Origin of the sequence: Aliihoeflea sp. 40Bstr573 (assembly GCF_024105655.1) — a bacterium.
In the GTDB taxonomy this organism is placed as follows: domain Bacteria; phylum Pseudomonadota; class Alphaproteobacteria; order Rhizobiales; family Rhizobiaceae; genus Aliihoeflea.
In genome coordinates this window covers 129793-143246 of sequence record NZ_JAAAMH010000002.1, presented here as the reverse complement: position 1 = coordinate 143246, position 13454 = coordinate 129793, and the positions used below count along the sequence as shown (strand labels likewise).

Sequence of the window (13454 nt, the reverse complement as noted above, 5' to 3'; positions counted from 1 at the left end):
GTTCATTGCTCCGGGGCGGGCGCGACTATAGCTTGCCTGCTGGAGCGGTGTGTTTGAGGGAGGAGAGGATGAACCTCTCGAGATTCATGACCGGGCTCGCCCGCGGTCTGGCGATTATCGGCGGCTTCGCACTGGTGGCGATCACGGTCATCACCGTGGTCTCGATCACCGGGCGCGGTCTGACGGCGTTCGGCTTGAAGCCGGTGCCGGGCGATTTCGAACTGGTCGAGGTGGGCACCGCCTTTGCCGTCTTCGCCTTTTTGCCCTGGTGCCAGCTGACCCGTGGCCACGCTACGGTCGATGTCTTCACCAGCTTCCTGTCACCAGCCATCAATCGTGTGATCGACCTCGTCACGGAACTGCTGATGACGGCGGTCATCGTGCTTATCGCGGTGCAGCTGTGGCACGGCATGTGGGACAAGATCCGCTACCAGGAAACGACTTTCATCCTGCAGTTCCCCGTCTGGTGGGGCTTTGCCGCGGCCATGGTGGCGGTCTGCGTGGCCGTCCTGGTCTCGTTCTACGTCCTGTTCGTGCGCGTTCAGGAAGTGCGGGCCGGCCGCGCCATTCTCGGCCCCGGCCAGGGAGCAGTCCATTGAGCAATCTTGAACTCGGCCTCTGGTCGTTCCCGGCGCTTCTGTTCCTGATCTTCCTGCGCATTCCGATCGCGCTCGCCATGCTGATCACAGGCCTCGTCGGCACCTATCTCATCATGGGCTCGCCGACGCCGATCCTGTCGCGGCTGAAGGGCGAGACCTACTCGACCTTTTCGTCCTATTCGCTGTCGATCATCCCGCTGTTTCTCCTGATGGGGCAGTTCGCCTCGCTCGGCGGCATGTCGCAGTCGCTCTTCAACGCCGCGAATTCCTGGCTGGGGCATCGCAAGGGCGGCGTCGCCATGTCGGCGATCGGCGCCTGCGCCGGCTTCGGCGCCATTTGCGGCTCTTCGCTCGCAACGGCGGCGACGATGGCACAGGTCGCGCTGCCTGAGCTGAAGCGCCACGGCTATTCCGGCGCTCTGGCGACGGGCACGCTCGCGGCCGGCGGAACGCTCGGCATCTTGATCCCGCCCTCGGTCGTCTTGGTCATCTACGCGATCCTCGCCGAGCAGAACATCGCCAAGCTCTTCGTCGCGGCCTTCGTGCCGGGCATCCTGGCGGCCATCGGCTATATGATTGCCATCGCGATCTATGTCCGCCTCTATCCCGAATCCGCCGGCTCGAGCGAGCGCCAGCCCTACAGCCAGCGCTTCCGCGCGCTCTTCGACGTGTGGCCGGTTCTTCTCGTCTTCATCGCCGTCGTCGGCGGCATCTACACGGGTTGGTTCACGCCCACCGAAGCTGCTGCGATCGGCGCGGCCGGCACGGGCCTCATCGCCTGGATCAATGGCGGCCTGACCCGCAAGACGATGATCGATTCCATCCTGATGACGGCGTCGGCGACCGCGATGATCTTCTTCATCGTCTTCGGCGCGGCCTTCTACAATTCCTTCCTGGCGCTCTCGCAGATGCCGGTCGCCGCCGCGACCTTCATCACCAGCCAGGGCTTCGACCCCATGATGGTCTTGATCGGCATCCTGATCTTCTACATCGTCCTCGGCTGCTTCATGGACTCTCTGTCCATGATCCTGCTCACGATCCCGATCTTCTTTCCCATCGTCTCGCAGCTCGACTACGGCCTCGGACCCGAGGAATTCGCGCTCTGGTTCGGCATCCTGGTGCTGATCGTCGTCGAGGTGGGGTTGATCACGCCGCCGGTTGGCATGAACCTGTTCGTGATCAACTCGATGGACCGGTCGACGCCCATCGTGCAGACCTACAAGGGCGTCATGCCGTTCGTGACCAGCGACATGATCCGCACCATCGTCCTGCTCGCGTTCCCGCCGATCACGCTGTTTTTGGTGCGGTTGCTCTACTGAGCGCTGGAAAGCACAAAAAAGGGCCGCGTCGAGCGGCCCTTTTCAATTCCGGTGGCTGCGTGAGGCTCACAGCCCCATCTGCTGGATCGCCGCGTGGAGATTGGCGCAGCGTGTGCCCGAGCGGCAGTAGGCGAGAACGGGCTTCGGCAGTTCCTTCAACATCGCGGCCTGGTCGCGCGCATTGTCCTCGGTCATCTGTCCGGAGATCACCGGCAGGTGACGAAAGGCGAGGCCGGCTTCCTCGGCGGCTTTGCGGATAATTTCGACCGAAGGCTGGCCTGGATCCTCGTCGTCGGGGCGGTTGCACACGATGCTCTTGAAGCCCGCGCCGGCGATGAGCGGCACATGCTCGACACCGATCTGCGGGGCGACGGAATAGTCCTCGGTGATCTGGCGGATTTGCATGTCTCGTCTCCTGCGGGCGTCTTTGGGGACCGCAGATTTGGCATGGCCGGCCGCACGAGGCAACCGGCCATGTCGGGGCTCACGCTGCCTCGAACAGGCCTTGGCCGCTGGCAAGCGCGCGCAGGTGGAAGTCGGCATCGCCGAACTGCGTGTCGATCATCGTCATGCGTTTGAAATAGTGCCCGACGGCATATTCCATCGTCATGCCGACGCCGCCATGGAGCTGGATCGCGTTCTCGCCGCACACGCGCCCGCCGCGTCCGATCTCGGCCTTGGCGGCGTGCATCGCCTGCGCCCTCGCGGCCGCATCTTCGCTGTCGGCCATCATCGTGGCGTAAAGCGTGATGGAGCGCGCCTGCTCGATGGCGACGAACATGTCGACCGCCTTGTGCTGCAGAACCTGGAATGCGCCGATGGCGACGCCGAACTGCTTGCGCACCTTCAGATAATCGACCGTCAGATCGTGCATCGCGGACATGACACCGACCGATTCCGCCGCCAGCGCGGCGATGGCGCCGTCGATGGTCGCCCGAAGCGCGGGCAATCCGTTCGCCGGATCGCCAAGTGCTTCGGCGGGCACGTTGTCGAGACTGATTTCGGCCGCGCGCGAGCCGTCCTGCGTCGGGTATCCGCGTCGCGTCAGGCCCTCGGCTGCGGCGTCCACGATGAAGAGCCCGATGCCGTTCTCATCGCGCGTGTCGCCGGCGGTGCGAGCGACGACGATGATCCTGTCGGCAGCCTCGCCATGGAGCACGACGCTCTTCTGGCCGGTAAGGCGCCAGCCATCCCCGTCCTTCGCCGCCTTCGTCTCCACATGGTGAAGGTCGTAGCGCGAATTGCGCTCGGTGTGGGCGAGTGCGAGCTTGAGCGATCCGTCGGCGATCTGCGGCACGAGTTCGGCCCGCTGGTCGGCCGACGCCGCAGCCCGCAGCGCACCGCCGCCGAGGATCACGGTCGCGAAATAGGGCTCCAGCGCCAATGCCCGGCCGAGCGATTCCATGACGATCATGGTCTCGACCGGGGTGCCGCCGAGCCCGCCGTCTTCTTCCGCAAAGGGCAGGGCCATCAGCCCCATCTCGGCATAGGCGTCCCACATCTCGGCGCTGAAGCCGGTTGGCTCCGCCATGTGCTTGCGCCGCTGCTCGAAGCCGTATGAGTCCTTCAAGAGGCGGTCGAGCGAGTCCTTGAGCATGGTTTGCTCTTCGGAAAGGTCAAAGTCCATTTGTGCGTTCCTTAGAGCCCGAGCACCGCCTTGGCGATGATGTTCTTCTGGATCTCGTTCGAGCCGCCATAGATCGAGACCTTGCGGAAGTTGAAATAGCCCGGCGCGGCGGTGGCGGCGTAGTCGGGCTCGATCGGCAGTTCGTTCGAGCCGTCCATGTCGCCCGAATGATACGGCATGGCGTGGGGGCCCATGACCTGCATCAACAGATGCGTGGTCGCCTGCTGGATTTCCGAGCCCTTGATCTTGAGGATCGAGGAGGCAGGGTCCGGCTTGCCGGTGTTGCCGCGCTTGGCGTCAGCGGCGACGACGCGCAACTGCGTCAGTTCCAGCGCCTTCAGGTCGATCTCGACGGAGGCGAGCTTTTCGCGGAAGCGCTCATCCTCGATCAGCGGCCGGCCGGAAGACATTTCCTTGCCCGCAAGCTCGCGGATGCGCGCCAGGCGCTGCTTCGACATGCCGACGCGGGCGATGTTGATGCGCTCGTTTCCGAGCAGGAACTTGGCGTAGTCCCAGCCCTTGTTCTCCTCGCCGACGAGGTTTTCGACCGGCACCTTCACGTCGGTGAAGAAGACCTCGTTGATCTCGCGTCCGCCGTCGATGGTGATGATGGGACGGACCTCGATTCCCGGCGTCTTCATGTCGATCAGCAGGAACGAGATGCCGGACTGCTTCTTGGCCTCCGGATCGGTGCGAACGAGGCAGAAGATCCAGTCGGCATGCTGCGCCAGCGTGGTCCAGGTCTTCTGGCCGTTGACGACGTAATGATCGCCCTCGCGCACGGCCTTGGTCTTGAGCGAGGCAAGGTCGGAGCCCGCGCCGGGCTCGGAAAAGCCCTGGCACCACCAGTCGTCGAGATTGGCGATGCGCGGCAGATAATGCGCCTTCTGCTTCTCGTTGCCGAACGTGTAGATGACCGGGCCGACCATGTTGACGCCGAAGGCGAGCGGCTGCGGCGCCGGCCATTTCTGCGTTTCCTCCAGGTAGATGTATTGCCGCATCGGGTCCCAGCCCGTGCCGCCATACTCGGTGGGCCAGTGCGGCACCGCCCATCCCTTCTCGTTGAGGATGCGCGACCAGGTGACGAGGTCGTCCTTGTCCATGTGCTCGCCGTCGATCAGCTTCTGGCGGATCTCGGCGGGCAGCTTGTCCTTCAGGAACTGGCGCACCTCGTCGCGGAAGGCGAGTTCCTCGGATGTGTAGCGAAGGTCCATTTCGGTCTCCTCAAACGATCTCGAACAGCCCCGCCGCGCCCATGCCGCCGCCCACGCACATGGTCACGACGGCATATTTGACGCCGCGGCGCTTGCCTTCGATCAGGGCGTGGCCGGAAAGGCGGGCCCCGGACATGCCGTAGGGGTGGCCGAGCGCGATGGCCCCCCCGTTAACGTTGAGCTTGGCCGGGTCGATGCCAAGCTTGTCGCGGCAGTAGATGACCTGCACGGCAAAGGCCTCGTTCAGTTCCCAAAGGCCGATATCGTCGACCTTTAGGCCGTGACGTTCGAGCAGGCGCGGCACGGCGAAGACCGGCCCGATGCCCATCTCGTCGGGCTCGCAGCCGGCGACGTTGAAGCCGCGCATGATGCCGAGCGGGGTCAGCCCGCGGCGCGAGGCCTCCTTGTCGCTCATCATGACATGCGCCGAGGCGCCGTCGGAAAGCTGGCTGGCGTTGCCGGCGGTGATGGTGCCGCCCTCGCGCACGGGCTTCAGGGCGGCGAGACCCTCGGCGGTGGTATCCGCTCGCGGGCCTTCGTCATGGGCGATTTCGACCTCGCGATGCGAGATTTCCTTGGTTTCCTTGTCGACGACGGCCATGCGCGTCTTCATCGGCGCGATCTCGTCTGAAAACCTGCCGGCCTCGCGCGCGGCGGCGACGCGGCGTTGGCTCTCGAGGCCGTATTCGTCCTGTTGCTCGCGTGTGATGCCATAGCGCTTGGCGACGTTTTCGGCCGTGTCGATCATCGGCAGATAGACGTCGGCGGCGGGGCCCGTCAGCGACTTGTCGACAAGGCGGAACGTGTTGCGGTGGTCGTTCTGGACGAGCGAGATGGATTCGATGCCACCGGCGATGCCGACCGGCACGCCGTCATTGCGAATGGCGTTGGCGAGCAGCGCCATGGACTGCATGCCCGATGAGCATTGGCGGTCGATCGTGGTGCCGGCAGCGGTGACGGGCAGGCCTGCGACGAGTGCGGCGCGGCGCGCGACATTGAGGCCGGTGGTGCCTTCCTGCATGGCGCAGCCCATGATGACGTCTTCGATCTCCCCGCCATCGACGCCTGCGCGCGCAAGCGCGTTGCGAATGGCGTGGGCGGCAAGGTCCGCCCCGGACGTGTCGTTGAAGCCACCGCGATAGGCCTTGCCGATCGGCGTGCGGGCTGTGGAGACGATAACCGCGTCTGTCATGAATTCCTCCTCATTGGGCGGCCAGTGCGGCCACCTCGCGTTTCAATTCGAGCTTGGAAAGCTTGCCGACGGGCGTGCGCGGCAGCGCCTGGCGGATTTCGAGCGCGCCGGGCATTTCGTGCGGGCCGATCTTGCCCTTCAGGAAGGTGCGCAGCGCGTCGAGCGTCAATTGCGGCGCGCCGTCATGCAGCTTGGCGAACACTTTCGGCGTCTCGCCGCGATAGGCGTCGGGAATGCCGACCACCAGCGCCTCCTCGATGTCGGGATGCGTGTAGACGGCCTGCTCGATCAGCTGTGGATAGACGTTGAAGCCGCCGCAGATGATCATGTCCTTCTTGCGGTCGACGATGGTGAAGAACCCGTCCGCGTCCATGAAACCGATGTCGCCGGTCAGGAACCCGCCATCGGAGAAGACAGTGTCGTTGTCGCTTTCGCGCCGCCAGTAGCCCGACATGACGTTCGGCCCGAAGATGCGCAACTCGCCGGTCTCGCCGGCCGGCAGGATGCGGCGGGAATCGTCGAGTGCGACGACGTCGACATAGATGCCGGGCAGAGGGACGCCGATCGTGGCGACGCGGTCCGGATGGGTCATCGGAATGTTGGTGCCGGCGGGCGACGTCTCGGTCATGCCCCAGCCGCCGAGAATGTCGTGGCCGGTGGCGCGCTTCAGCCTGCGCGCGACCTCGACCGGAAGCGGTGCGCCGCCCGATGCGCAGTAGCGCAGCGAGGAGAGGTTCCGCTTTTCGAAACCCGGCGTGGCGGCAATCGCGATCCACATGGTCGGCACGCCCGGAAAGCTCGTCGCGCCGGCCTCGATTTCGGCAAGCGCCGTCTCTGGGTCAAATCGCGTGTGGAGGAGGAGCGTCAGCCCGTTCTTGATCCCCCGCAACATGACTGCCGTGAGCGCATAGATGTGGAAGAGCGGAAGGAACAGAAGCACACGATCCTCGCCGGGGCGGATGAGGCCATGCGCGGTGAACCATGCATCGTAGCTCGAAACGGCGGCGGTCAGGTTGGCGTGCGTCAGCATCGCGCCCTTGGGCAGACCGGTCGTCCCGCCCGTGTATTGCAGCAGCGCAAGGTCGCCGGCTTCGACGCGGGGGAGGGCGGCGGACGCGCCCGTTTCGATGCCGTGCCAGCGCGTCCCCGAACCGTCGAGGGCAGCATCGCTGCCGATGATGACACGCTCCACCAGACCGGCCTCGCGCAGCGCTTCGGCCCTGATGGAAAGCCCGCCGAGATCGGTCGTCGCGATCGCCCGCGCGCCGCTGTCGGCGATCTTGTGCTTCAGCACGATTTCGCCGTCGAGCGGCGAGAGATGCACGACGGTGAGCCCCGCCTTGAGCGCGCCGAAGAAGGCGATGGGATGGTAGAGCGTATTGGGCAGGAGAAGCGCGATCCGTTCGCCCTTCGCATAGCCCGCCGTGGCAAGCGCGTTGGCGAATGTGTCGACTTCGCGCTGCAGGTCGTGATGGGAAAACTCCCGGCCGCGAAAGACGAAGGCCGCCTTGTCGCCCCAGATGCCCGCCGATCGCTCCACGAGCTCGTGCACCGGATAGGTGTCGAGCGGCACGTCCGGCGAGAGGCCCGCCGGATAGATGCCTTTCCAGGGCGCGTCGGCGAGCCGGCTCATGCCGCCTTCTTTTTCGGCGCGGTGAAGCCCGCCTCCTCGTCGGCGAGGCGGCGCAGGAGGGCGGACGGCTTGAAGACGTCCTTGCCGGTCTTGCCGTGCCAATGGTCGAGCCGCTCGACGATCTTCTTCAGCCCGACAGTGTCGGCGTAGAACATCGGCCCGCCCTTGCCGATCGGGAAGCCGTAGCCGTTCGTCCAGACGATATCGATGTCGGACGGCCGCGCGGCGATCTCCTCCTCGAGGATCAGCGAGCCCTCGTTGATCAGCGGGTAGAGCGTGCGTTCGATGATCTCCTCGTCGGAGATGTCGCGGCGGTTGACGCCCTTTTCGCGCGCCTTGTCCTCGATCAGCTTCTCGACATCCGGATCGGTCTTCGGCGCGCGCGAGCCGGCCTCATAGAGATAGAAGCCCTTGCCCGTCTTCTGGCCGAAGCGGCCCTGTTCGCACAGCGCGTCGGCGATTGCGGCCGTCTTGCCAAGCGCCTTACGGTTGCGCCAGCCGATGTCGAGACCGGCAAGGTCGCCCATCGCGAAAGGACCCATCGGCCAGCCGAAATCGGTGAACACCTTGTCGATCTGCGCCGGTGTCGCGCCTTCCATCAAGAGGTCCTCGTTTTCCGCCGAGCGGGCCGAGAGCATCCGGTTGCCGACGAAGCCGTGGCAGACGCCGACGACGACCGGCACCTTGCCGATCTTCTTGGCGACGGCGAGCGCGGTCGCCAGCACGTCCGGCGCGGTCTTGGCGCCGCGCACGATCTCGAACAGCTTCATCACATTGGCCGGCGAGAAGAAGTGCAGCCCGACGACATCCTCCGGCCGCGACGTCGAATCCGCGATCTCGTTCACGTCGAGATAGGAGGTGTTGGAGGCGAGGATCGCGTCCGGCTTGGCGATCTGGTCGAGCTTGCCGAAGACCTCCTTCTTCACCGACATCTCCTCGAAAACCGCCTCGATGATGAGGTCGCATTCGGCAAGGTCGGCATAGTCGGTCGTCGGCTTGAAGGCGGCGAGACGCTGGTCCTTCGCCTCGGTCGTCATGGAGCCGCGCTGGACGGAAATATCGTAGTTCCTGGCGATCGTGGCGAGGCCGCGGTCGAGCGCTTCGCGGTTCATCTCCAGAAGCGTGACCGGGATGCCGCCATTGACGAACGACATGGCGATGCCGCCACCCATCGTGCCTGCGCCGATGACGCCGACGCGCGCGATCGGGCGAGGCTTCACGTCGGCCTCGACGCCCTTGACCTTGGCCGCCTCGCGCTGGGCGAAGAACAGGTGGCGCTGCGCGCGCGACTGCGTGCCCTGGACGAGATCGAGAAAGAACTGGCGCTCCGCCTTCAGCGCCGCGTCGAAATCCATGGTGACGGAATTGCGGACCGACTGGGCACAAGCAAGCGGCGCGTCGAGCCCGCGGGCCTTCTTCTTCACCTCGCCGACGGCGGCATCGAACGCCGCCATGTCGACATTGTCGATCTTGTCCCGGCGGTCGCGCACGGCGACGAGATTTTCCCCGATCTTCGAGCGCGCGAAGGTGATCGCGGCTTCGACGAGATCCCCATCCACCACCTGATCGACGACGCCGAGCTTGTGCGCCTTGTCGGCCGGGATCGGATTTCCGGTCGTGATGATCTTCAGCGCCTCGACCGGACCCGTCAGTCGCGGCAGGCGCACCGTGCCGCCCGACCCCGGCAGGAGGCCGAGCTTGACCTCGGGCAGGCCGACCTGCGCCGACTTGACCGCCACGCGGTAGTGGCAGGAAAGCGCGAGCTCCAGCCCGCCGCCGAAGGCCGTGCCGTGAATCGCGGCGACTGCCGGCTTCGGCAACGTCTCCAGCAGCTTGCAGAGTTCCGGCAGCGAAGGCGAGGCGAGCGCTTTGGGCGAGCCGAATTCGGTGATGTCCGCGCCCGAGATGAAGGTGCGGCCCGCACATGCGATGACGATGCCCTTGATGGTTTCATCATCGCGCGCAGCCTCGATCGCGGCGAAGAGCGGCTCGCGCAGATGGTGGCTGAGCGCATTGACGGGCGGGTTGTCGAGCGTGATGACCGCGATCTCGTCCGCGCGCGTCACCTTTACGTATTCGGTCATGGTCTCGTCCTTGTGTGCGAACGCAGAAAATCCTGCAGAAGCCGGGCCGTCTCGGCCGGCTTTTCGATGCAGGGCAGGTGTCCGGCATCGGCGATGATCTCGAAACGGGATCCGGAAACGAGGTCTGCGGTCGAGCGCACGAGGTCGGGCGGGGTCGAGCCGTCCTGATCGCCGACGACGCACATCACGGGCATCTTCAGGGCGGCGGTCGATTGCGTCAAATCGGCGTCTCGCAGCGCCGCGCAGGTGCCGGCATAGCCGTCGACCGTCGTGCGCGTCAGCATGGCGGCGTACCCGACGAAGTCGGCATTGTCGGAGCGGCGATAGGCGGGCGTGAACCAGCGCTCCAGGATCGCGTCCGCCATCGCGCCGATGCCCTTGGAGGTCACCGTGTCGATGCGCGCGTTCCACATATCGGCTGTGCCGATCTTGTGGGCCGTGTCCATCAAGACGAGCGCGGAAACGAGGTCAGGGCGCTTGGCTGCAATGCCCTGCGCGATCAGCCCGCCGACCGATAGGCCGACGATGGCCGCTCGGGTGATGCCGAGATGATCCAGCAGGGCGGAAAGGTCCCCGACATGGTCGTCGAGCCGGTAGGGCGCGGGTGTCGCCTCCGAAAGCCCGTGGCCGCGCTTATCGTAGAGAACGACGCGGTAATCATCGCCAAACCTGGCGACGACGTCGTTCCAGATGCGGAAATCGGTGCCGAGCGAATTGGAAAAGACGAGGGCTGGCGCTGTCGCCGGACCGCGGACTTCATGATGTAAAACGACGCCGTTGACGCGCGCGAACGCCATCCCGGACCTCCCTTCCGGTTGAACATACCGCAAAGTATGTCGCAAGCGCCGCCCGCGTCAATCGAAGGCGGCGAAATTCACATCCGGTCGATGGCGGACAGGTCGAGTTCGTCGGGCAGGGGCGCGAAATAGGCATCGACATCGGCATCGCTGACCTCGGCGAGAGTGGCTGGACGCCAATCCGGCCTGTTGTCCTTGTCGATGATGACGGCGCGCACGCCCTCGAAGAATTCGTGTCCCTCGATCACGCAGCTGACGATCCGGAACTCGATCTTCATGCAGGTTTCGAAATCCGCTCTCGCGCCTTCCTGCATCTGGCGCAGCGCGATCTTGAGGCTCGTCGGCGACTTTGTGCGGATGATGGACGCCTGTTTGGTCGCCCATTCGCCGCCGTCGGCTTCGAGCGCGGCGACAATGGCCTCGACCGTCTCGCCGGCAAAGCAGCGCTCGATCGTCGGCGCGAGGTCCGGCAGCGTCGCCCCTTGGGGCTGGTCGGCAAAAGTGGCGAGTGCGGTGTCCGGCGCGCTGCCTTCGGCCAGCGCGGCCTCGATCTCGCCAAAGCGCTCGGCCGGCGCGGCATGGGTTGTCAGACCGCACCACAGCGCGTCGGCCTGGCCAAGCCGCGCACCCGTCAGCGCCAGCCAGGTGCCGATGCGATGGGGCAGGCGCGGCAGGAAGTAGGTGCCGCCGACATCGGGAAAGAGACCGATGCCGGTCTCGGGCATGGCGAACATCAGCCTGGCCCCGCCGACGCAGTGGCTGCCATGGACCGAGACACCGACGCCCCCACCCATGACGATGCCGTCGACCAGCGCGACATAGGGTTTCGGGTACGTCTTGATGAAGGTGTTGAGGCGGTATTCCTCGCGGTAGAAGTCGCGCATCGCCGGGTTCTTCGCCTTGCCCCAGTCGTGGAGCTGGCGAATGTCGCCGCCGGCCGAAAAGGCCTTCTCGCCCGCCGCCTTGATCACTACCGTCGCAATCGCGGGGTCGTTCGCCCACTCGACCAGCTTCGCATGAAGCTCGCCCACCATCGTCCGCGTCACCGCATTGAGCGCCTTGGGACGGTTCAGCGTGACGATGCCGGCCTTGCCGCGCGTCTCGAACAGGATTTCGGCCTCGGACATGTTCACCTCCACTTCACTGCCAGCCTAAGGTCGAATGGCCTTGCCGCCCATCGTCGGCTATGCGCAGCGGATGTGCAGAAAACGACGCGCGACCGCGCAAGGCAAGCTGGTGTGGAAGGCGATGCTGTCTTCCAGGCCCGGATTCGCGGCATGGCGCGTTGTGCATGGATTGGCCAAGGATCGCGCGACGACCCGGGCGAAATTCGCCCTTCCGCCACCCCCCGCCCTTCCCACGGCGGGAAATCGCCGCTAATCGGAATGTCCGTAAATTGAGGGAGGAGTTTGCGATGGCGATGTCCTTACCCGGAAATGAGGGGAAGTTTCGCTGATGCGCGCAGTTCTCGAACAGTTGGAGGAGCGGCGTTCGCAGGCGCGGCTCGGCGGTGGCCAGAAGCGCATCGACGCGCAGCACGCCAAGGGCAAGCTCACCGCCCGCGAGCGCGTCGAGGTCCTGCTCGACGAGGGATCGTTCGAGGAATACGACATGTATGTCGTGCACCGGACGACCGATTTCGGCATGGCCGAGCAGAAATTTTCCGGCGACGGCGTTGTCACCGGCTGGGGCACGATCAACGGCCGCCTCGTCTACGTTTTCTCCCAGGATTTTACCGTTCTTGGCGGCTCGCTTTCGGAAACGCACGCCCAGAAAATCTGCAAGATCATGGACATGGCGGTGCGCAACGGCGCGCCGGTCATCGGCCTCAATGATTCAGGCGGCGCGCGCATCCAGGAAGGCGTCGCCTCGCTCGGCGGCTATGCCGACGTCTTCAAGCGCAATGTGGACGCATCCGGCGTCGTGCCGCAGATTTCCGTCATCATGGGACCATGCGCGGGCGGTGCGGTCTACTCGCCGGCGATGACCGACTTCATCTTCATGGTGCGCGATTCTTCCTACATGTTCGTCACCGGGCCGGATGTGGTGAAGACGGTGACGAACGAGATCGTCACCGCCGAGGAACTGGGTGGCGCGCGCACCCACACGCAAAAATCGTCCGTTGCCGACGGCGCCTTCGACAACGACGTCATCGCGCTGGAGGAAGTGCGCCGGCTGTTCGATTTCCTGCCGCTCAATAACCGCGAGAAGCCGCCTGTCCGTCCGTTCCACGACGACCCGGCGCGCATCGAGGATCGGCTCGACACGCTGATCCCCGACTCGGCGAACAAACCCTACGACATGAAGGAACTGATCCACGCGCTCGCCGACGAAGGCGAGTTCTTCGAGATCCAGGAAGCCTTTGCCCGCAACATCATCACCGGCTTCATGCGCATGGAGGGCCAGACGGTCGGCGTCGTCGCCAACCAGCCGATGGTGCTGGCCGGCTGCCTCGACATCGATTCAAGCCGCAAGGCTGCGCGCTTCGTGCGCTTTTGCGACGCGTTCTCGATCCCGATCCTGACGCTGGTCGACGTGCCAGGCTTCCTGCCGGGCACCGCGCAGGAATATGGCGGCGTCATCAAGCACGGCGCGAAACTGCTCTTCGCCTACAGCCAGGCGACGGTGCCGATGGTGACGCTGATCACCCGCAAGGCCTATGGCGGCGCCTATGACGTCATGGCCTCGAAGCATATCGGCGCCGACGTCAATTACGCCTGGCCCACCGCCGAGATCGCCGTGATGGGCGCCAAGGGCGCGACCGAGATTCTCTATCGTTCGGAACTCGGCGATCCGGAGAAGATCGCCGCGCGCACGAAAGAGTATGAGACCAACTTCGCCAACCCGTTCAAGGCGGCAGAGCGCGGCTTCATCGACGAGGTGATCATGCCGCATTCGAGCCGCAAGCGCATCGCCCGCGCCTTCGCCATGCTGCGCTCCAAGAAGCTGGAGCAGCCATGGAAGAAGCACGACACGATTCCGCTTTAGG

11 protein-coding genes are annotated in these 13454 nt (G+C 65.1%); 3 read left to right on the top strand and 8 right to left on the bottom strand.

The annotated features are described in order from the left end of the window. Positions 1-68 precede the first annotated feature (68 nt). Together GTK01_RS03900 and GTK01_RS03895 are read left to right on the top strand one after the other, a co-directional pair. Positions 69-599, top strand: coding sequence for a TRAP transporter small permease (locus tag GTK01_RS03900; RefSeq protein ID WP_252924542.1), 531 nt, complete (start codon positions 69-71; stop codon positions 597-599). After that, positions 596-1918, top strand: coding sequence for a TRAP transporter large permease (locus GTK01_RS03895; RefSeq protein WP_252924541.1), 1323 nt, complete (start codon positions 596-598; stop codon positions 1916-1918). The genes GTK01_RS03900 and GTK01_RS03895 overlap by 4 nt, the downstream gene beginning before the upstream one ends. A 66-nt stretch (positions 1919-1984) precedes the next feature. On the opposite strand, the gene GTK01_RS03890 is transcribed toward GTK01_RS03895, so the two are convergent. From GTK01_RS03890 to GTK01_RS03855, 8 genes are all read right to left on the bottom strand, one after another. Then, positions 1985-2323 (bottom strand): TIGR01244 family sulfur transferase, encoded by a 339-nt coding sequence (locus tag GTK01_RS03890; protein WP_252924540.1) that lies wholly within the window; start codon positions 2321-2323, stop codon positions 1985-1987. A gap of 79 nt (positions 2324-2402) precedes the next feature. After that, positions 2403-3545, bottom strand: a complete 1143-nt coding sequence (locus GTK01_RS03885) for an acyl-CoA dehydrogenase family protein (protein ID WP_252924539.1) — start codon at positions 3543-3545, stop codon at positions 2403-2405. Between the two features lie 11 nt (positions 3546-3556). Beyond that, positions 3557-4759 carry a pimeloyl-CoA dehydrogenase large subunit gene (gene pimC / locus GTK01_RS03880; protein ID WP_252924538.1) on the bottom strand — a complete coding sequence of 401 codons (1203 nt, stop codon included), beginning with the start codon at positions 4757-4759 and terminating at the stop codon, positions 3557-3559. 10 nt (positions 4760-4769) lie between these two features. Continuing rightward, positions 4770-5951: an acetyl-CoA C-acyltransferase gene (locus tag GTK01_RS03875; protein WP_252924537.1), complete on the bottom strand. Its 1182-nt coding sequence runs from the start codon at positions 5949-5951 to the stop codon at positions 4770-4772. A 10-nt stretch (positions 5952-5961) separates the two neighbouring features. Further along, positions 5962-7584: an AMP-binding protein gene (locus tag GTK01_RS03870; RefSeq protein ID WP_252924536.1), complete on the bottom strand. Its 1623-nt coding sequence runs from the start codon at positions 7582-7584 to the stop codon at positions 5962-5964. Next, on the bottom strand, positions 7581-9668 hold the full coding sequence (locus tag GTK01_RS03865) for a 3-hydroxyacyl-CoA dehydrogenase NAD-binding domain-containing protein (RefSeq protein WP_252924535.1): 2088 nt from the start codon (positions 9666-9668) through the stop codon (positions 7581-7583). Before GTK01_RS03865 ends, GTK01_RS03870 begins: the two co-directional genes overlap by 4 nt. Continuing rightward, positions 9665-10465 carry a 3-oxoadipate enol-lactonase gene (pcaD, locus tag GTK01_RS03860; protein ID WP_252924534.1) on the bottom strand — a complete coding sequence of 267 codons (801 nt, stop codon included), beginning with the start codon at positions 10463-10465 and terminating at the stop codon, positions 9665-9667. Before pcaD ends, GTK01_RS03865 begins: the two co-directional genes overlap by 4 nt. A gap of 77 nt (positions 10466-10542) precedes the next feature. Continuing rightward, positions 10543-11592, bottom strand: coding sequence for an enoyl-CoA hydratase/isomerase family protein (locus tag GTK01_RS03855; RefSeq protein WP_252924533.1), 1050 nt, complete (start codon positions 11590-11592; stop codon positions 10543-10545). A 328-nt stretch (positions 11593-11920) separates the two neighbouring features. On the opposite strand from GTK01_RS03855, the gene GTK01_RS03850 reads away from it, so the two are divergent. Then, the gene (locus tag GTK01_RS03850) at positions 11921-13453 is read left to right on the top strand and encodes an acyl-CoA carboxylase subunit beta (protein WP_252924532.1); all 1533 of its coding nucleotides are present in this window, start codon (positions 11921-11923) and stop codon (positions 13451-13453) included. Position 13454: the final 1 nt, after the last annotated feature.

Coding starts and splice junctions, on each gene's coding strand:
- GTK01_RS03885 (WP_252924539.1), bottom strand. CDS start 3,545: ATGGACTTTGACCTTTCCGAAGAGCAAACCATGCTCAAGGACTCGCTC.
- GTK01_RS03890 (WP_252924540.1), bottom strand. CDS start 2,323: ATGCAAATCCGCCAGATCACCGAGGACTATTCCGTCGCCCCGCAGATC.
- GTK01_RS03855 (WP_252924533.1), bottom strand. CDS start 11,592: ATGTCCGAGGCCGAAATCCTGTTCGAGACGCGCGGCAAGGCCGGCATC.
- GTK01_RS03870 (WP_252924536.1), bottom strand. CDS start 7,584: ATGAGCCGGCTCGCCGACGCGCCCTGGAAAGGCATCTATCCGGCGGGC.
- GTK01_RS03865 (WP_252924535.1), bottom strand. CDS start 9,668: ATGACCGAATACGTAAAGGTGACGCGCGCGGACGAGATCGCGGTCATC.
- pimC (WP_252924538.1), bottom strand. CDS start 4,759: ATGGACCTTCGCTACACATCCGAGGAACTCGCCTTCCGCGACGAGGTG.
- pcaD (WP_252924534.1), bottom strand. CDS start 10,465: ATGGCGTTCGCGCGCGTCAACGGCGTCGTTTTACATCATGAAGTCCGC.
- GTK01_RS03850 (WP_252924532.1), top strand. CDS start 11,921: ATGCGCGCAGTTCTCGAACAGTTGGAGGAGCGGCGTTCGCAGGCGCGG.
- GTK01_RS03875 (WP_252924537.1), bottom strand. CDS start 5,951: ATGACAGACGCGGTTATCGTCTCCACAGCCCGCACGCCGATCGGCAAG.
- GTK01_RS03900 (WP_252924542.1), top strand. CDS start 69: ATGAACCTCTCGAGATTCATGACCGGGCTCGCCCGCGGTCTGGCGATT.